Raw genomic sequence first — 19,304 nt, 5'->3', positions numbered from 1 at the left:
TATCCAATTACTTTGCCAATTGCTTGATCTTAATTTTAAAGGCTGCGAACAACAGCGTCATAAATGGACTTAACCAGTTAAACATTGCAAAGAAGGCATAATCTACTACAGGTACGCCTAGCACTCCACTTTGGTATGCACCACAAGTATTCCACGGAATCAGAACTGAAGTAACTGTACCTGAATCTTCTAAGGTTCTACTTAAATTTTCTGGTGCTAAACCTTTATCTCTATATGCCTGTGCATACATTTTACCTGGCACTACAATGGCTAGATATTGGTCTGAAGCGGCAATATTTAAACCTAAACATGTTAACACTGTACTTGCAAATAACCCAAAAATGGAATCGAAAAGACTTAGCATAAAGGCACTAATCTTTGTTAAAGCTCCAATAGCATCCATAATACCTCCAAAGGTCATGGCACACAAGATCAACCAAATTGTTCCTAGCATTTTGCTCATTCCGCCAGCGGTAAACAAATCAGCCAAGGCTTCGTTCTCGGTTGCAACAGCAACATCTACAGTCATAGCATCCATAACGCCTTTATAAGCAGAATTTACGGTAAGACTATCTACACCTGCTACTTGAGCTACAACATGCGGTTGAAAAACGAGAGCAAATACACCCCCTAATAGTGTACCAACTAATAATGCAACCAAAGGTGGCGTCTTTTTTATAATTAAAAATATAACTACTGCCGGAACAATAAAGACCCAAATATTTACATTAAATGCTTTCTCTATATCCACTAACAACTGCGCTGTATCTGCTGTACCAGAAGTATCTAATGAAAAGCCCAAAATTAAAAAGAACACCAAGGTTACCAATATGGTCGGTACCGTGGTATAAGTCATGTATTTTATATGTGCAAACAATTCGCCACCAGCCATGGCAGGTGCTAAATTTGTTGTATCGGACATTGGCGACATTTTATCTCCGAAATAAGCACCAGACAATACAGCCCCTGCTGTCATACCAAGAGATATACCCAGAGCATCTCCAATACCAATTAAAGCGATACCTACCGTTGCAGAAGTAGTCCATGAACTACCTGTTGCTATTGAAATAATAGCACAAATAACCAAACAAGCTGCTAAAAATATAGTTGGATTTAAAATTTGTAATCCATAATAAATCATTGAAGGGATAATACCACTGATAAGCCAAGTACCAGCCAATGCACCCACCATTAATAAGATAAGAATAGCACCTCCAGTAGATTTAATATTCTCGGCCACCTCGTCTATCATGTCTTTGTAAGATACTTTGTTTTTAAAACCAACAATAGCGGCAACAGCGGCTCCAAGTAATAATACAAACTGATTGGATCCACTTAAAGCATCATCTCCATAAACAAACACATTATACGCCAACATTGCCACCAACGCAAAGACTGGAAAAAAGGCTTCCCAAATAGTTAAAGATTCATTTTCTATAATAGGTTGCTCGCTATCAAGTTTTGGTGCATTTGTTTGCTTTCCCATAAGTTTGTTAGATTTAAAAACGCTCCAAATTACAGCTTTTTTGGGTACAAAAAAAGGTCTGTTACTTTTCAGTAACAGACCTCCAATTTTGGGGTTAAAACCCTAATGTTTAGTCGCTTTTACTTCAAAAGACAGTTCAAACTCATCATTGATTAAATTATCTTTTAGATTATCAAAGAACTTACCGGAGCCATATCTTACATCAAAATCAGTTCTATCTACAGTAAATACTTCACTTTTTAATGTTACAACGCCATTATTTTCAACCATGGCTACAGGAATGTTTATGTTCTTAGTCGTTTCTTTTATGGTTAAATTACCACCAATATTTAAATCTCCTCCTTCTTCATTAATATCTGTAATTTCAAATGTAGCCACAGGATATTTTCTTGCATCGAAAAAATCAGACGATTTTAAGTGCCTCACTAACTTCTCATTATAAGGGTCATCTTTAGGCATATCGGTATTACTAATTGAATTCATATCGAATTTAAACGAACCTCCAATAATATGCCCATTCTTTAAACTTATAGTTCCTTCTGAAATACCTATTAATCCATAATGTTCTTTACCGGGCTTAAATCCTTTCCAAACTACCATAGAATGCTCGGCGTCTACTAAAACCGCCTCTGATTCTTCCACTTCAATCACATCTCTTGCCTCGGTTACTTCAACTTTATTTACGGTATCTTTTTTACATGCCATTACTCCGAACAACACTGCAAATACTAAAATTACTTTTTTCATAACCATGTGTTTTGTTCTAAATATACAAAATTTTCACGAATAATTTTTATACTAATTTGATTAATAGACACATAAAAAAAACCCGTGATCATAATCACGGGTTTTTTATTAATTGTATAAGACAATTTCTTTAGGCTGCAGACTTCACTTCAAACGATAATTCGAATTCGTCATTGATAAATTTATCCTTTAAATCGTCGAAAAACTTCTTAGAACCATAACGTACATCAAAATCAGTTCTATCAATTGTGAATACCTCACTTTTTAAAATAGACACGCCATTTTCAGTATTTAAAGTTGCCGGAATCGTGATGTTCTTTGTGTTTTCTTTGATCGTTAAATTTCCGCTTATGCTCAATTTACCATTCGCTTCTGTGACTTCAGTAAATTCAAATTTTGCTGCTGGGAATTTTTCCACTTCAAAGAAATCAGCCGATTTTAAATGCCCTACAAGTTTCGCATTGTACTCATTATCCGCTGGCATATCCTTTACAAGAATTGAATTCATATCTATTACAACAGAACCTCCAACTAATTTTCCTTCATTTAATTCCAATTGTCCTTCAGACATAGCAATAGTTCCGAAATGCTCTCCGGTAGGCTTAAAACCTTTCCATTCTATTGTAGAGGCTGTAAGATCTAAATTTGTAGGTGTTACTTTCGTCGCTTTAACTTCCTTCGCTTCCGATACTTCTACTTTATTTTTACTTTCTGTTTTACATGATACTGCTGCAAATACAACTGCAACTGCTAACATTAATTTTTTCATTTTATGATGGTTTAAATATTAATGCTGCAAATATATTACAAGTATTTTTATTTACCTAGGAAAATATATTTTATTTTCCATGGAATATAGTTTTTATTCTGGACTAGAAACCACCTTTACTTTTATTTCGAATTCATCGTAAATAAACTTGTCTGCAAGATTGGCATAAAACGTTTTAGACTTGTACTTAACATTATAGTCTGCTCTATTCACTTTAAATGAATCACTTTCTAATACCAATTGTCCTGCCTCGTTATGCGAAACTTGCGCCATAAAATTAATTTCCTTTGTAATTCCTTTAATCGTTAAAAAGCCGGTAATCTTAGTTTTACCGTCAACTACATTACTCTTAGAAACTACGAAATTAGCTGTTGGAAAAGCCTCAACTTCAAAGAAATCGGCACTTTTAAGGTGCTTTTCTAATCTAGGACTTTCTGAATCCAACACTTTAATGGTTTTTAAATCCATTGTAAAATTTCCAGTAACTATCTGACCATTATTGGTCTGCAACATACCTTCAGAAATTTGAACTGTTCCGAAATGTTCCCCGGTTGGTTTATGTCCCTTCCATTCTAGTGTAGATTTTTCTGTAACTGTTTTGTAGGTTTTCTTAGCTGGAGTGAACGCCACTAATAATAGAGCTACTGCTATAAATGGTAATACTTTTTTCATGTTTTAAAAATTTGAATTTGGTTAAATATAATATTATTTTCTATTCTTTGAATCCATTTGAATCGTAACTGGACCATCATTAATCAATGCCACTTTCATATCAGCACCAAACACACCAGTCCCTACTTTTTTACCCGTTTCTAATTCTAACTGTGCAACAAATTGCTCGTATAATGGAATTGAAATTTCCGGTTTGGCTGCATTTATATATGAAGGTCTGTTTCCTTTTTTAGTGCTTGCTTGGAGGGTAAATTGACTTACCACAATAATATCACCTTCTTCTTGAATTATGGAGTTATTCATTACTCCGTTCTTATCATTAAATATTCTGAGGCCTGAGATTTTTTTACACAACCATTCAATATCTCCTATATCGTCCGCATTTTCTATACCAACAAGAATCAGCAACCCATTATCTATGCTATTCACAACCTTGCCTTCAACAGTCACAGAGGCCTCCGACACCCTTTGAATGACTACCTTCATAATTCTCCACGAACATTTTGACGGAAGTGTTCTTCTTCCTTATTCAACATTTGCAAATAACTATAATATCTAGATGGTGCAATCTTGTCTTCTTTTAAGGCTTTTTTGATGGCACAATGTGGCTCTTTTTGATGCAAACAATTATTGAACTTGCAATCTTGTTTCAATGCAAAAAATTCAGGAAAATAATCTGTAATTTCTTGGGGTTCAAAATCCACAACTCCAAATCCTTTAATACCTGGTGTATCTATTATAAATCCTCCAAAAGAAAGTTCATACATTTCTGCAAATGTAGTGGTATGCTGCCCTTGTTTATGCTGCAATGATATTTCAGAAGTCTTAATATTTAACGAGGGTTCTATGGCATTAATTAATGTACTCTTACCAACCCCAGAATGTCCTGAAAACATCGTTACTTTATCTTGCATTAATTCTTTTACTACGTCAATATTAAAATTAGTTGTTGCCGAAATCTCTACACATAAATACCCAATATCTGAATAAATTTGTGTCAACTCCTCTACATATTCTAATTGCTTATCTTCATAAGCATCCATTTTATTAAACAGTAACACGGTTGGAATATTATAGGCCTCTGCAGATGCTAAGAATCGATCTATAAACCCAGGGAACGTTGGTGGATTATCAATAGTAATAAGCAAAAAGGCAACATCTATATTTGCCGCAATTATATGGGTTTGTTTAGAAAGGTTAACCGATTTTCGAACGATATAATTTTTACGATCATGAATAGCGGTAATTACACCGGTATCCTTTTGCTCTTCTAACTCAAAATCTACAATATCACCAACAGAAATTGGATTGGTACTTTTAATTCCTTCCATCCGGAACTTACCACGAATTCGACATTGATAACGATTCCCGTTTTCAGTTCTAACATAATACCAACTTCCCGTAGATTTTGTAACTAATCCTGTCATTAAAGCTCTCCTTTTTTAAGGTATTACAAATTAACAAATTTTAAATCAAGCTAAAAGCCTAACTTTACATATAATTTTAAAAAACCAAAACATGAAAAAAATCTTATTAATTGTTGCCATTGCCTTTGTATCATTTTTAGATGCCAATGCACAAGTAGAGTACAAAGTTGTTACCGCAGTTGAATCATTAGTAACCAGTGGAGCTGGTAGGTCTAGAATCATTGACGGCACAGAGCCAAAAAATTATGAAGACTATACTACAGTAAGAAGCGATGATAAAAACTCTGACAAAAAGAATAAGTCAGACCGCGGAGAGATTAGAATTAAAAATTACGAAGAAACAAAACTTTTGAACTTTTATAATATTGCCGGGATTCGATTCCAAAATATTGCCGCAAACGATGCTGTAATAACTTCTAAAATAAACAAATTAACTGCCGAAGGTTGGGAATTAGCCTTTGTAAACACAGGAGTAGAAAGTGATGCCGGTAAAGGTGATGGAAATGCTATTTTTATTACGCGATATACTTTTAAGAGGAATAAGTAAATCTTATTTATCTACCTTCTAATTGTCAGTCTGAGCCTGTCGAAGACTTTTTAGAATTTGATTCTCTAAACTTCGACAGGCTCAGTTTGACTGGTTGGTTATTATTAAAAAAGGCTCGCAATGCGAGCCTTTTTTAGTATCAATTCATTCAAAAATTAAGATTTCAAAATCTTTTCTTGGTGATTGATTGATTCTTGGTGAATTGCTTTAAACATTCTTAATACAAACTCTTCACTCAATCCTTTTGATTCCCCTTCCAAGATCATTTTTCCTAAAATTTCATTCCATCTTGACGTTTGTAAAACAGAAACATTCCCTGTTTTCTTTAACGCTCCAATTTGATCCGAAATCTTCATACGCTTTCCTAAGGTTTCTATTAATCCATTGTCAATAACATCAATCTGAGCACGTAAATTAGTTAATTCGCTATTGTACCCAACCTCTGAACTATCTTCTTTTCTAATTCTCAAATCTTTCATAATCTGAACTAAAGATTCTGGCGTTACCTGTTGCGCAGCATCACTCCATGCATTATCAGGGTCGAAATGTGTTTCAATCATTAAACCGTCAAAATTTAGATCTAATGCAGTTTGAGAAACATCTAAAATCATATCTCTTTTACCAGTAATATGTGATGGGTCACAGATTAATGGTAAATCTGGAAATTTATTTTGCAATTCAATAGCCAACTGCCATTCTGGAATGTTACGGTATTTTGATTTCTCGTACGTTGAGAATCCTCTATGAATAACACCTAAATTTTTAATGTTTGCAGTGTACAAACGCTCAATTCCACCTAACCATAAAGCTAAATCCGGATTAACTGGATTCTTTACCAAAACAACTTTATCAGTTCCTTCTAAAGCGTCAGCAATTTCTTGAACAATAAAAGGGCTTACTGTTGAACGCGCTCCAATCCACAATAAATCAATATCGTGCTCTAAAGCCAATTTTACATGGGCAGCATTGGCAACCTCAGTAGCAGTTTTCATACCTGTCTCTGCCTTTACCTTTTGCAACCATTTTAATCCAAGTGCTCCTACACCCTCAAAATTTCCAGGTCTAGTTCTTGGTTTCCAAATCCCTGCACGAAAATAATTCACATCCGTGTCTTTTAGCTCGTGAGCGATTCTTAATACTTGTTCTTCAGTTTCCGCACTACATGGCCCTGCTACGACGAGTGGATGATCCAAGTTTAATGCATCCAACCATGTTCTCATTTCTTTTTTGTTTTCCATTGTTCTAATTTTACTTGTTTGCGTCGAAATTCATTCGACCTTTTATTTAATGTTATGACTAAATTTTATTGTTTAATATTTCTCTTAAATGATTTGTCTCTGTCATAATTCGATTCAATTCATTCGTATTCTCTTCTTCAATATATGTTTTAAACTCGTTTAAGTTTTTAATGTATTGCTCTAACGAACTTAACAAGTTCTTTTTGTTTTCTGTAAATATCGGAGTCCAAGTGCTCGCAGCACTTTTTGCTAAACGTACCGTAGATTCAAATCCACTTCCTGCCATATCAAAAATATTCTGCTCGTCTTTTTCAATCTCCAATACAGTTTTACCCAACATAAACGAACTTACGTGTGATAAATGCGAAACATATGCAATATGTCTGTCGTGTTCTACGGCACTCATATACTTATATTCCATTCCCAAAGCATCAAATATTTCAAATGCCTTGTTGGCAATTTTACGATCTGTTTTTTCCAATTCACAAATGATATTTACCTTCCCTCTGAACAAATCAGAAATGGCCGCATTTGGGCCAGAATATTCGGTCCCTGCAATCGGATGCGCTGCCAAATAGTTTTTCCTGTTTTTATGCTTTGCAATTGAAGAACAGATACTCCCTTTTACAGATCCAGCATCAAAAACCAAGGTATCATCACCAATTAAATCTAATACTTCATTAGAAATAGATCCGATCGTATTTACGGGGGTCGCTATCACAACTACATCGACCTGCTTTACATTTTTCAAAGTCCCTATTTCATCTATAAACCCAATCTCTAAAGCTCTTTTCGCATTTACTTCACTTGCATCAATTCCAACAATTGTACAATCGAATGCCTTTTTAATATCAACTGCCAAAGACCCTCCGATTAATCCTAAACCTATAACTGCTACATTTTTCATCTTATAATCTTTCTAAGGCTTGGGTTAATTGATTTTCATTTACACACAAAGACAAACGGATATATCCTTCTCCATTTGATCCAAATATATTCCCCGGTGTTATAAAAATGTTTTTATTGTACAATAAATCATCTACACATTCATTGGTCGAAATTCCTTCTGGCAATTTTGCCCAAACAAACATCCCGCCACTGTTTTTATCATAACTGCAATTCAATTTATCTAAAATTGCCCAAACTATCTTTCTACGTTCTGAATAAATGGAATTAATTTTATCATACCAATCATCTGATGAGTTTAACGCTACTATAGCCCCTTGTTGAATTCCGAAAAACATTCCAGAATCCATATTGCTTTTTACTTGTAATACAGTTTTTATCAATTCCGGATTTCCCAATAACATTCCAACACGCCAACCAGCCATGTTAAATGTTTTACTCAAAGAGTTTAATTCTAGAGCCACTTCTTTCGCCCCATCAACTCCAAGAATACTAAGTGGATTGTCATTTAAAATAAAACTATATGGATTGTCATTTACTAATAAAATATTATGTTTTACAGCAAAGTCAACAAACTTTTTATATAATTCTGTAGTTGCCGGAGCACCCGTAGGCATGTGCGGATAATTTAACCACATAATTTTTACACCTTCTAAATCTTCTTTTTCTAAAGCTTCAAAATCTGGCTGCCAATTCGTTACTCCTTTTAAATCGTAAAAGATTGGTTCTGCTCCTAATAAATTAGTGACAGAAGTATATGTAGGGTATCCTGGATTCGGAATTAATACTTTATCTCCTTTATTTAAAAAAGCCATGGAAATATGCATAATTCCTTCTTTCGACCCCATTAAAGGCAGGACTTCGGAACTAGAATCCAAAGCAACATTATAGTTTTTTTGATAAAACTTACTTACAGCCCCTCTTAACAATGGTAATCCTTGGTAACTTTGATACCCATGTGCTTTCTCATGACTTAAAGAACTCTTGATTGCATCCAGCACTTCTTCTGATGGGGACAAATCTGGATTTCCGATAGCGATATTTATAATCGGTTTCCCTTGGTTCACCAAACCAGCAACCTCTCTCAACTTTGTTGAGAAATAGTATTCTTTTACATTTTGTAATCTATTTGCTTTGGTGATCATTACCTTTTACTTTTTTTATATTCTCCAATTATTTTTATGGATTGCACCAATGGAGCAATATCATTTAAACTGTTTTCATAGTCTTCATATTTATCAAAAATCAAATCAGCAAAAAATGCATATCTCCATGGAGTTTCTATTACTGGCATCGATTGTATTTTAGACAAACTGACATTATTATTTCCAAAAGCCGTTAAAATACCTCCTAGACTTCCAGCTTCGTGAGACGCTGTAAATCTGATAGAGGCCTTATTGCCTTCCTCAAAACGAACCTCTTCATTTCTATCCAACACAAAAAAACGAGTCGCGTTATTTTTAATAGTCTGTATCCCTTCTCCTATTATTTCCAAATCATAAATGTTAGCAGCCAATGAACTTGCAATTGCTCCTACTCCACTTAATTTATTCTCATGAATTCTCCTTGCTACCTCAGCGGTATCCTTATCTTCAATTAATTTGATATGAGGATAATTTTCAAAGAATTTAGCACACTGCAATAAAGCCATAGGGTGAGAATATACTTCTTTTATATCCTCAATATTTTGCCCTTTTAGGCACATCAAATTTTGCGCAATATTTAAATGGTATTCACCAATAATATTTAATTGATATTGATCTATTAAAGCATAATTTGGTAGAATTGATGCTGCAATAGAATTTTCGATAGCCATTATTAAAGCATCTACTTTTCCACTAACCAAAAGTTTAGGCATTTCAGAAAATGTCATGCACTCGACCAATTCAATTTCTTCAGAGAAATAACTCTTAGCTACGATGTGATGGAATGACCCTTTTATACCTTGTATTGCTACTTTCATGTTGTATCAAAAAAAAAGTCCCGATGTTTATTTCGAGACTTTAATATTTAAATTTTATATTATAAACACACAGCGCCTCTACTTCTTATTGTAAAAATAAAAATAGAAGAAGTTAAAAAACCAAGTGCGTGTTACTTTCATTGTTTCTAATTGAGCAGCAAATCTAAAAATAAAAATCAAATTTCCAACACTTTACCTAAAGAAATACAAATTAATACTATTTGATGCGTTTTTAATATTGAGTTGATGAAATAATCTTATCTCTTTTAACAATTTCGAAATCATTAAATCGAAGAGAATTTAAAAATAGTTGTTTGCTCATATTTCTCATCTGGTTTTAAAACAGTTGTTTTAAAATTTGGCTGATTGATGGCATCCGGAAAATGTTGCGTTTCTATGGCTACGCCTGAAAACTTTCCAAGTTTTTTAGTTCCATTAACTTGTAACTCAGGGTTCCAAAATCCTGTATAAATTTGTGTACTCACCTCGGTAGAATACACCTCCATTGTACGGCCCTGCTTTTTCTCTGACAATTCGGCAATTTTAATTAATTCTTCCTTATGATTATGTAGGTTGTACGTATGATCATAACCATGTTCTAATTTATGTATATCATCTCCAATTCGTTTTCCTTTCCTAAAATCGAACAATGTATTTTCAATAGGAAGCAAGTTCCCGGTCGGCAAAATATCTGAATCTACTTCCATTACTTCCGAACTGTTTAATTGCAAATAATGATTTTCAATTGTAGTTTCATCACCTAAATTAAAATAAGTATGTTGCGTTAAATTTACCGATGTCGTTTTATCAGTCTCTGCAAAATATTGCACCTTTAATTCATTTTGGTCATTTAAGGTGTATTCTACTATGACATTCAAATTACCTGGATAACCTTCTTCTCCGTCAACACTTAAATAACTTAAACGAACACCAACTTCATTTTTGTTTTCTATAAGTTCAGTATTCCAAACTTTTTTATCAAAGCCTTCATGACCACCATGTAATTGAAAAGTTCCTTTATTTAATGAAACTTGATGTTTTACACCATCAATTTCAAAAGATCCCTTTGCTGTTCTATTCCCTACTCTTCCTATTATAGCGCCAAAATAGGGGTAGGAATTTAAATATTGTTCTGAAATATACTCTTCAAATGAGTCAAATCCTAACACAATATTTCCAAATTCACCATCCTTATTAGGTGTTTTTATGGAAGTTATTATTCCTCCATAATTAGTGATTTTAACTTCAATATTGTTAGCGTTGGTTAGCGTAAACAACTCAATTTTATGGTCATTCAATTCTCCAAAATCTTCAACTGTAATTGTCATATTTAGTCGAATTTTAAGCAAACAGGCATGGACATTTTTAACTCATTTCCTGTATAATTTATAAAACCGCTATTTGCATCTCTTTTAAATACGGCAATATTATCCGATTTTTGATTTGCCACAATCACATGCGTATCGTTTGGGGCAAGTGTAAAATTTCTCGGCCAATCTCCCTGAACAGACTCGGTTTGAATCAAGTTCAATTTACCGTCATTCTTTACCTCAAAAACAGCTATAGAATTATGGCCACGATTAGATCCATATACAAATTTACCATCTGATGATATTTGAATATCGGCACAATAACTAGCATCTTTAAAATCATCAGGCAAGGTTGAAACCTTATCTATTTTCGTCATTTTACCGGTTTCTGCATTTAGATTTGCTACCGTAATTGTATTCGAAAACTCACTTATGATATAGACTATATCATCTGTTGGATGGAAAATAAAATGCCTTGGACCATCTCCAGCATCCATTTCTAAGGCTATAAATTGATCTTGTAACTCCCCTTTTTCCGAAACTGCATAGCCCATGACTTTATCAATCCCTAAATCTGCAACAAATAAAAATTTTCCGTCTTTACTATATTTTGAACTATGTGCATGCGGAGCATCTTGATTTGGTTTAATTATACTACTACCCGAATGATTTTTAGTTTGTGGCTTCTCACTCACAACACCATCTTTTATAGAATAAACAGAGACATTTCCAGAAGAGTAATTGGCAATAGCAACTTGGTCCTGACTTGGATTTATTCCCACAAAACATGGATGTTTTCCTCCATCAGAAAATTTACTTTGTAATTCTAGTTGTGTTTTCTCTTTATTCCATTGAAAGGTTGAAAGTGTTCCTGGGTCATTTTCATTAACTGCATATACAAACTTTCCATCCTTACTCTGTGTTAAAAATGATGGGTTTTCAGATGAGGCCACTAAAGATGCCTCACTTAATTCCGCAGTGTTCGGATTGAATTGAACTTTATAAATTCCTTCACTACTCTCTGAAGTATAAGTACCTACTAACATAGTGTAACTTTCTTGCTTCTTTTCCAATGTTTCTTCTTGCTTCTTTTCTTTTTTATTAGAGGTACAACTTATAATTGAAAGAATAACAATTCCTACTATAAGTTTTGAATGATTTAAATACATTATGAAATGATTGGTTAGGTTAAGATGCTAAAAATAGTTCATAGCTTTTTGAACACCAAACCATTTTTACTAATAACCTAAAAGAACTATAAGTTATTTACCTTATTAGTTCTAATAATTGCTTGTTCATTTTTCCAATCAATCCATTTTTGCCCCTTTATACTACGCATAACATTATCTATGTTGCGCATAACAAATACATTGTAAACTGCCTTTCCTAAATTTCTAGGTTTTCTAGCAATGGCCCTTAAACTCATTGAAAAACCTGGCGTCATATAACGCATGTAATGCCAATATCCTTCGGGCATATAAAGCATGTTTCCATGTTCCAATTTGGCGGTATACCCCTTAGCCTTTTTAAGTGCAGGCCATTTTTCAAAATCGGGGTTTGCAAAATCTATATCCTCTCTTGTAATTAAAGAATGTGGGATCTTATACAAATACTTATTCTCTGATTGTGAAAATAGAATACATTGCTTTTCACCTTCAAAATGAAAATGTAAAATGTCTGCTAAATCAATATCATAATGCATAAATGTAAAAGAATCTCTCCCTCCAAAAAACAACATTGGTAATTTTTTCATCAATTTTAATCCAATATCCGGGTATGAAAAATCTTTTTGTAATGAAGGGATTTCTTTTAAAATATTCCAAAGAAATATTCTAAATTTTGTTGGTTCTTTTTTTAACAAATCTACATACTCACTCATTTTCATGATAGCATGTGGTTCATTAAATCCATCCTTATAATCTACAGGTCTATCATCATATAAGGGTACGACTTTATCACCCGCTATCTCTTTCATATACTCCAAACTCCATCTTTGCATTGCAGGCCAATCACCAACCAAATTTTCTATGACCAATGGCTTTTGAGGCTTAAAATAATTCTGAATAAAATCCTCTTTAGAAATCATTTTTACACGATCAATTTCCTGTAAGTTCAGTTTCATGTTGGTTGCAATTACAAGAGTAAAAATACTTATTTTTTTGAATAAAAAAAGCGTTCATCAAAGATGAACGCTTCTATAATTATAATAGGTAAATATTACCAAATTTTAACTCTATCTTCAGGCTTTAAATACATAGCATCACCATCTTTAATATTGAATGCTTCATAAAACTCATCAACATTTTGCAATGGCATTACAGCTCTTTGCTTTCCTGGAGAGTGTGTATCATTTTTTATCTGATTTCTTAAAGCATCTTCTCTTGTTTTAGTTCTCCAAATAGTTCCCCAAGACATGAAGAAACGTTGCTCTGCTGTAAACCCATCAATATCGTCAGGTCTTCCATTTTCCGCAAAGTATAATTGTAATCCATCATAAGCAGCGTTTATTCCACCTAAATCTCCAATATTCTCGCCTAAGGTAAATGCTCCATTAATATTAACTCCAGGCAATACTTCTGCAGCATCATATTGAGCAGATAATTCTTTTCCTAATTTTGTAAAATTCTCTAAATCTTCATCTGTCCACCAATTCTTCAAATTACCATCTCCGTCATATCTAGAACCTGAATCATCAAATGAGTGCGAAATTTCATGACCAATTACAGCTCCTATTCCACCATAATTTACTGCCTCATCGGCCTGATAATTGTAGAATGGAGGTTGCAATATTGCGGCTGGAAAAACAATTTCATTATAAGGTGGCATAAAATAAGCGTTCACCATTTGAGGAGGCATCATCCACTCACTTTTATCAACAGGTTTTCCAAGTTTTGCCATTGCCTCTAAATGACTCCATTTAGCCAAGTTTTTACTATTACTAAAGTATGAACCACCTTCATTTTTCCCTTCCATAACTAATGCAGAATAATCTTTCCATTCGTCAGGATAAGCAATTTTCACATTCATTTTTCGCAATTTTTCAATTGCTTTTTTCTTAGTGTCAGGTGTCATCCACTCTAAATTCTCAATTCTATTTTCAAATGCCAACATGATATTGTCGATCATTTTCTTTGCTTTTTCTTTAGCCTCAGGTGGAAATTTTTTCTCCACATATAACTTACCTAATGCCTCACCTATAGATCCATTTAACGCATTTAAAGCTCTCTCTTCTCTATTTCGCATTACTTTAGCACCTCTTAACTCCTTTGAATAAAACTCCCAATTTGCTTTATCAATCTCAGTAGATAAATTTCCTGCAGACTTATCAATAGTAGACCAACGCAAGTAATTTTTCCAATCAGAGACATTCTTCTGTTTTAAAATTTTATCCATCGCGATGATATAGTTAGGGTCAGAAACAATAATAGTATCAATATTACTCATTCCAACTCCTTCAAAATAAGATGCCCAATCAATAGACGACGCCATTTTATTTAAATCTTGAACAGACCTAGGATTATTTCTCTTACGAGCATCTCTTCGATCAACTTTATTCATTCTTGGAACGGCTAAACTTCTTTCAAATTCAACAACTCTTTTTGCATTTTTTTTAGCCTCCTCTTCCGACTCACCAATAAATTGTAACATACGAGCAACATGTGCTTCATACTTTACCATTTTTGCTTTGGTATCATCGTCTTCATCTATGTAATAGTCTCTTGATAAACCAAGACCCGCAGCACCCAAAAATGCGGTATTTAAATCGCTGTTTTCAGGATGAGAACCTACTCCAACTCCTATGAAGCCAATTCCTCCATAAGGCTCTAACTCAATTAATAACTTCTGTAAATCATTTACATTTTTTATAGCATCAATTTTTGCTAAATATGGCTTTAAAGGGTCAACCCCTTGTGCATCCCTAGAAACCGTATCCATAATGGTTTCATAATAATTAATTGCTTTTTGCTGATCTGAAGTAACCGTTGATGTTTGCACATCTTTTAAATTCGACTCTTGATTTTCAATGGCTTCTTTTAAAATTGCAAGTGCGTCTCCATCAGTCTTTTTTAATAATTCATGAAAACTTCCCCAACTAGATCTGTCCGCAGGAATTTCATTGTTGGCATCCCAGCCTCCGTTAACATAATTGTAAAAATTGTCATTTGGACTTGCCGTTTTATCCATGGCGGCAACATCAATACCCGGAATTACAGGTTCAGTAGCTTCTTTTTTGCATGAGTTTAATGAAACTCCTAAGCCAATAGTTGCGACGAACAACATTGACTTTGCTCTATTAATTTTCATAAAATTTATGGTTTTGTTATTTATGCCCGCTAATATAGTAGAAATTAAAAAGTTAATAGTAAAATTAACATTTCCTTAAGAAAAGGATAAAATACGTGATTTAAAACAACGATTTAGTATTAAAAACAGAATTTATAGAGACTATTTCTATTGATATTTTTGCTCGTACTGCTCAATTTGGAACACTGCGTTAATCTTATCGTTTAAAGAAGAATATGCGGCCAATAATTTACCTATTTCAGTCTCAACTTCTTCATCTGATATAGACGAAATTGTTCTCATATCATGTAAACGAAGTGCGTGATTTAAAAGAACGCTTATTCGTATAATTACATCGTCTCTATTTATTATTTCTGGATATTCAGAATCTTTCATTCCTCTTACAAGGTCAGATAGATTTTTAGCATTTTCTAATGCTCTACCCTTGGTAGTAGATGTATAGCTGTCCAATATAGATTTTGCCATTTGATATTCGCCCCAAGATTCCAACTCTTTGGCGGCATCTTTAGATAGTTGCACCCCAATATTACTTACAATTAAATCTTGTTCTATCACCTCTACCTCATCATTTGTAACACCGGCTTCTTCTTTCTTTTTACAAGAAAATAGAAGCATTGAAATACAAACACAAAGGAATATTTTATTTTTCATTCATATTAAAATAGGTCGGTAAAAATACCAATTATTAAAACAACAAAATCATTTGCTATTCTCTATTTTTGTAACGGATTAAATCTCAATAAATTCTATGCTAGTCGAATTTGATAAACTGCCTGACTCTTCTAAAATTTGGATCTACCAATCGGATCGAAAATTTTACCCCGAAGAGTTGCCTGAGATTGTAGAAAAGATAACCCTCTTTTTAAAAGGTTGGACCAACAAAGGCAAACCTATTGAGGCTTCGTTTCTTATGCGTTATGACCGCTTTATAATTATTGGAGCGAATGACAAGGAAAATCCATTATCAATTGAAGCGATAGATTCCTCTGTTGGCTTGATTATAGACCTACAAGGAACTTACAAAATTGAACTTTTAGATAAACTAAATGTTTGTTTTAAACAAGGAGAATTTGTGCAGTACAAAGATTTAAAATCTTTTCAAAAATTGATCAAAAACAAATCTATTTCTGCAAAGACCATTGTTTTTAACAACCTTATAAATACTAAAGAAGAATTTGAAGATAATTGGGAAATTCGAATAACTGAGAGTTGGCACAATAGGTTTCTTTAAGCCCTTATTTTCTCAATAAACTCATCAACAGTTTCAGAATCATCAACAGCATACGTGCCAATTTTTGTTCTTCGCAATGCCGATAAATGCGCCCCTGAATTTAATGCCAAACCAAAATCATAGGCTAAAGAACGAATATAAGTTCCTTTACTACAAACTACTCTAAACTCAATATTTGGAAGGTTAATATTGGTGATTTCAAATTCTGAAATGGTGATTTTTCTAGATTTAATTTCTGTGGTTTCACCTGCCCTCGCAATTTCATAAAGTTTTTTACCATCTTTTTTCAATGCTGAAAATATTGGTGGCTTTTGATCTATCTGACCCAAAAATTGTTTCGTTGTATTGTGAATCAATTTTTCCGAAATATGGTCTGTTGGAAACTGTTTATCAATTTCTGTTTCTAGATCATAACTAGGTGTGCTACCTCCAACAGTAATTGTACCGGTATACTCTTTTTCTTGGGCTTGAAAAGTTTCAATTCTCTTCGTAAACTTACCCGTACAAAGAATAAGTAATCCCGTGGCCAGTGGATCTAATGTTCCGGCATGGCCAACTTTTATTTTTTTGATCTTATATTTTTGACGGATTTCCCAACGTAATTTATTCACCACTTGAAATGAAGTCCAATTCAGAGGTTTGTCAATTAATAAAACTTGTCCGTTTTTGTAATCTTCAAGAGTCATACTAATTCATCAAAGTAACCGCAATAGCAATCATTCCAACAATTGCACAATACAACGCAAAATAAGAAAGTTTACTTCTTTTCACTAATGAAATCATCCAAGTACAAGCAAATAGTCCAGAAATAAAGGCTGCTAAAAATCCGGCAACATAAATTCCAAACTGTGAACTTTCAATACTGATTTCACCTCCTAAAATATCTTTACACACTTTACCTATAATTAATGGTACCACCATTAAAAACGAAAAACGCGCCGCTTTTGTCCTATCTATTCCCAACAGCACTGCCGCCGATATGGTTGCTCCAGATCTTGAAATACCGGGCAACATTGCAATAGCTTGCGCAAAACCGATTACAATTGCACTACCAAAACTAACTTTCTTATCTGTATTCTTGGCTTTATCAGCAAACAACAATAACATTGCTGTAATCAATAACATAAATCCAACTAGTAAAATTTGCTCTCCAAACAATGTCTCAAGTTCATCTTCAAAATAAAAACCAATAAATGCCGCTGGAATCATAGAGGCAATTATTTTAAAAGAAAATTGCGTTTCTTCATTCCATTTAAATTGAAATAATCCTTTAAATATTTCAACAACTTCTTTTCTAAATACTACAACAGTACTTAACGCAGTTGCAAAATGTAAAATAACTGTAAATGTTAAACTTTCTTCTGGCAGAGAATTATCACCCAAAATGGCTTCAAATATTTCAATATGTCCACTTGACGATACCGGTAAAAACTCTGTAAGTCCTTGAATAATTCCAAGGATAATTGCTTCAATAAAATTCATTAACTATCAGACTTGGCTAGAATGGCATATACTTCTATGGCGAAACCAATTAAGATTAAAGTCGGTGCCAATCGAATTCGCTGAAAATTATAAATCTCTTCATTAAAAACATTTGGATCGTCAGACCCTCCACCAGCCATTAAGGCAAACCCTAACGCAATTACGCCTAAACCTAGGAGCATAATTTTGTAATTCTTTTTCCCGAAGAGAAATGTTGACTTGGCTTTATCTTTATTCTTTTTTGACCCCATGTGTCCTTCTTTTATAATTTAATAATACAACTCTTCAGTTCTTAAATTAAGAAATCGCTGTGTTGCAAAATAAGTACTTAAAAATGTAATTACAATTCCAATTAACATAACAACTCCAAAAAGCATAACTAGTAATTGCTTATCTGCTAACAATTGAATTTCTGGAATATTTTTGTTCAAATAATAAATGACTGTAATTATTCCTAAAATTGCTACAAATGAACCTATTATTCCTAATTGAACTCCTTTCCAAATAAAGGGCCTTCTAATAAACCCTTTGGTTGCTCCAACCATTTGCATTGTCTTAATTGTAAATCGTTTTGAATAAACGGATAAACGAATTGCACTGTTAATTAACACTACCGCAATTAATGTAAATACACCACTAAAAATGAGTACCCAAAAACTAATGCGTTGTATATTTTTAGTTAGTAAATCTATCAAAGGTTTATCATAAGAAACCTCAAAAACATTTTTATTTTTAATCAATCCAACTTCAATTTCATTCATTTTTTCAGGAGTAACAAAATCCGATTTAATATAAATATCAATTGCATTTTTAAGTGGATTTGCTCCTAAATATTCTATAAAATCTTCTCCAATATCCTTACTGTATTGCTCGGCGGCAAATTCTTTAGAAATATAAACTACCGATTTTACATATTCCTCTTTTTCATAAGAGGTGCGCATTTTTTCAATATCCTTTTGCTTTACATCATCATTTAAAAAAACAGTCATTGCCACTTGCTCTTTAAAATGATCGGAAATTGTTTTAGTCTTCACAATCATCAACCCTAAAAGACCCATCAAAAAAAGCACAAGTCCAACACTTACAATAACAGATAAATAGGAAGATCTTAAGCGTCGGTTTTGGTATTTTTCAAATGATTTGGACATAGTTAATTTTGAATTCGGTGCAAGATACTAATCTATCTTGTGAAGATAAAAGTTTTCAGATGTAATAACGATA

At 33.3% G+C, this 19,304-nt stretch carries 21 protein-coding genes; 2 read left to right on the top strand and 19 right to left on the bottom strand.

Annotated elements, in window-relative coordinates; genetic code table 11:
* Nucleotides 1–7: 7 nt before the first annotated feature.
* From nhaC to rsgA, 6 genes are all read right to left on the bottom strand, one after another.
* Nucleotides 8–1,486 carry a Na+/H+ antiporter NhaC gene (nhaC, locus tag RM519_RS09590; protein ID WP_311593518.1) on the bottom strand — a complete coding sequence of 493 codons (1,479 nt, stop codon included), beginning with the start codon at nucleotides 1,484–1,486 and terminating at the stop codon, nucleotides 8–10.
* A gap of 102 nt (nucleotides 1,487–1,588) precedes the next feature.
* Complete coding sequence (locus RM519_RS09585) at nucleotides 1,589–2,233, bottom strand: YceI family protein (RefSeq protein WP_311593517.1); 645 nt, start codon at nucleotides 2,231–2,233, stop codon at nucleotides 1,589–1,591.
* 130 nt (nucleotides 2,234–2,363) lie between these two features.
* Nucleotides 2,364–3,002 (bottom strand): YceI family protein, encoded by a 639-nt coding sequence (locus RM519_RS09580; protein ID WP_311593516.1) that lies wholly within the window; start codon nucleotides 3,000–3,002, stop codon nucleotides 2,364–2,366.
* A gap of 93 nt (nucleotides 3,003–3,095) precedes the next feature.
* Nucleotides 3,096–3,674: a YceI family protein gene (locus RM519_RS09575; protein ID WP_311593515.1), complete on the bottom strand. Its 579-nt coding sequence runs from the start codon at nucleotides 3,672–3,674 to the stop codon at nucleotides 3,096–3,098.
* 33 nt (nucleotides 3,675–3,707) lie between these two features.
* Nucleotides 3,708–4,160, bottom strand: coding sequence for a D-aminoacyl-tRNA deacylase (dtd, locus tag RM519_RS09570; RefSeq protein WP_311593514.1), 453 nt, complete (start codon nucleotides 4,158–4,160; stop codon nucleotides 3,708–3,710).
* On the bottom strand, nucleotides 4,157–5,101 hold the full coding sequence (gene rsgA / locus RM519_RS09565) for a ribosome small subunit-dependent GTPase A (RefSeq protein ID WP_311593513.1): 945 nt from the start codon (nucleotides 5,099–5,101) through the stop codon (nucleotides 4,157–4,159). Before rsgA ends, dtd begins: the two co-directional genes overlap by 4 nt.
* Nucleotides 5,102–5,192: 91 nt before the next feature.
* Between rsgA and RM519_RS09560 the strand changes: the two genes are divergently transcribed.
* A complete protein-coding gene (locus tag RM519_RS09560; RefSeq protein ID WP_311593512.1) occupies nucleotides 5,193–5,648 on the top strand; it encodes a hypothetical protein in 456 nt (151 codons plus the stop codon).
* Nucleotides 5,649–5,803: 155 nt separating this feature from the next.
* On the opposite strand, the gene RM519_RS09555 is transcribed toward RM519_RS09560, so the two are convergent.
* The 9 genes from RM519_RS09555 to RM519_RS09515 all read right to left on the bottom strand — a co-directional run bounded on the left by RM519_RS09555 (nucleotide 5,804) and on the right by RM519_RS09515 (nucleotide 16,021).
* Nucleotides 5,804–6,886: a chorismate mutase gene (locus RM519_RS09555; RefSeq protein ID WP_311593511.1), complete on the bottom strand. Its 1,083-nt coding sequence runs from the start codon at nucleotides 6,884–6,886 to the stop codon at nucleotides 5,804–5,806.
* A gap of 58 nt (nucleotides 6,887–6,944) precedes the next feature.
* Nucleotides 6,945–7,793: a prephenate dehydrogenase gene (locus tag RM519_RS09550; protein ID WP_311593510.1), complete on the bottom strand. Its 849-nt coding sequence runs from the start codon at nucleotides 7,791–7,793 to the stop codon at nucleotides 6,945–6,947.
* 1 nt (nucleotide 7,794) lies between these two features.
* Nucleotides 7,795–8,937, bottom strand: coding sequence for a pyridoxal phosphate-dependent aminotransferase (locus RM519_RS09545; RefSeq protein WP_311593508.1), 1,143 nt, complete (start codon nucleotides 8,935–8,937; stop codon nucleotides 7,795–7,797).
* Entirely contained in the window at nucleotides 8,937–9,755 is an 819-nt protein-coding gene (locus tag RM519_RS09540; protein WP_311593507.1) for a prephenate dehydratase, read from the bottom strand. The genes RM519_RS09545 and RM519_RS09540 overlap by 1 nt, the downstream gene beginning before the upstream one ends.
* Nucleotides 9,756–10,039: 284 nt before the next feature.
* Nucleotides 10,040–11,083 carry an aldose epimerase family protein gene (locus RM519_RS09535; protein ID WP_311593506.1) on the bottom strand — a complete coding sequence of 348 codons (1,044 nt, stop codon included), beginning with the start codon at nucleotides 11,081–11,083 and terminating at the stop codon, nucleotides 10,040–10,042.
* Between the two features lie 2 nt (nucleotides 11,084–11,085).
* The gene (locus tag RM519_RS09530) at nucleotides 11,086–12,234 is read right to left on the bottom strand and encodes a lactonase family protein (RefSeq protein ID WP_311593505.1); all 1,149 of its coding nucleotides are present in this window, start codon (nucleotides 12,232–12,234) and stop codon (nucleotides 11,086–11,088) included.
* Nucleotides 12,235–12,320: 86 nt separating this feature from the next.
* The gene (locus tag RM519_RS09525; RefSeq protein ID WP_311593504.1) at nucleotides 12,321–13,187 is read right to left on the bottom strand and encodes a cupin-like domain-containing protein; all 867 of its coding nucleotides are present in this window, start codon (nucleotides 13,185–13,187) and stop codon (nucleotides 12,321–12,323) included.
* A gap of 95 nt (nucleotides 13,188–13,282) precedes the next feature.
* Nucleotides 13,283–15,370: a M13 family metallopeptidase gene (locus RM519_RS09520; protein ID WP_311593503.1), complete on the bottom strand. Its 2,088-nt coding sequence runs from the start codon at nucleotides 15,368–15,370 to the stop codon at nucleotides 13,283–13,285.
* A gap of 147 nt (nucleotides 15,371–15,517) precedes the next feature.
* Nucleotides 15,518–16,021, bottom strand: a complete 504-nt coding sequence (locus RM519_RS09515; RefSeq protein WP_311593502.1) for a hypothetical protein — start codon at nucleotides 16,019–16,021, stop codon at nucleotides 15,518–15,520.
* A gap of 97 nt (nucleotides 16,022–16,118) precedes the next feature.
* Here RM519_RS09515 and RM519_RS09510 point away from each other — a divergent pair, with 97 nt between their 5' ends.
* Nucleotides 16,119–16,601, top strand: a complete 483-nt coding sequence (locus RM519_RS09510; protein WP_311593501.1) for an ABC transporter ATPase — start codon at nucleotides 16,119–16,121, stop codon at nucleotides 16,599–16,601.
* On the opposite strand, the gene truB is transcribed toward RM519_RS09510, so the two are convergent.
* The 4 genes from truB to RM519_RS09490 are packed head-to-tail and all read right to left on the bottom strand — an operon-like array spanning nucleotide 16,598 to nucleotide 19,231.
* Nucleotides 16,598–17,287, bottom strand: coding sequence for a tRNA pseudouridine(55) synthase TruB (gene truB / locus RM519_RS09505; RefSeq protein ID WP_311593500.1), 690 nt, complete (start codon nucleotides 17,285–17,287; stop codon nucleotides 16,598–16,600). The genes RM519_RS09510 and truB overlap by 4 nt on opposite strands.
* A 1-nt stretch (nucleotide 17,288) precedes the next feature.
* Nucleotides 17,289–18,083, bottom strand: coding sequence for an undecaprenyl-diphosphate phosphatase (locus RM519_RS09500; RefSeq protein WP_311593499.1), 795 nt, complete (start codon nucleotides 18,081–18,083; stop codon nucleotides 17,289–17,291).
* Nucleotides 18,083–18,334, bottom strand: a complete 252-nt coding sequence (locus RM519_RS09495; RefSeq protein ID WP_311593498.1) for a DUF3098 domain-containing protein — start codon at nucleotides 18,332–18,334, stop codon at nucleotides 18,083–18,085. Before RM519_RS09495 ends, RM519_RS09500 begins: the two co-directional genes overlap by 1 nt.
* 18 nt (nucleotides 18,335–18,352) lie before the next feature.
* Entirely contained in the window at nucleotides 18,353–19,231 is an 879-nt protein-coding gene (locus tag RM519_RS09490) for a cell division protein FtsX (protein WP_311593497.1), read from the bottom strand.
* Between the last annotated feature and the right edge of the window lie 73 nt (nucleotides 19,232–19,304).

The sequence above is a fragment of the Urechidicola vernalis genome, assembly GCF_031846385.1.
Taxonomy (GTDB): Bacteria; Bacteroidota; Bacteroidia; order Flavobacteriales; family Flavobacteriaceae; genus Urechidicola; species Urechidicola vernalis.
Note: the sequence above shows the minus strand (reverse complement) of the source record. Positions and strands in the feature narration are given on the sequence as shown.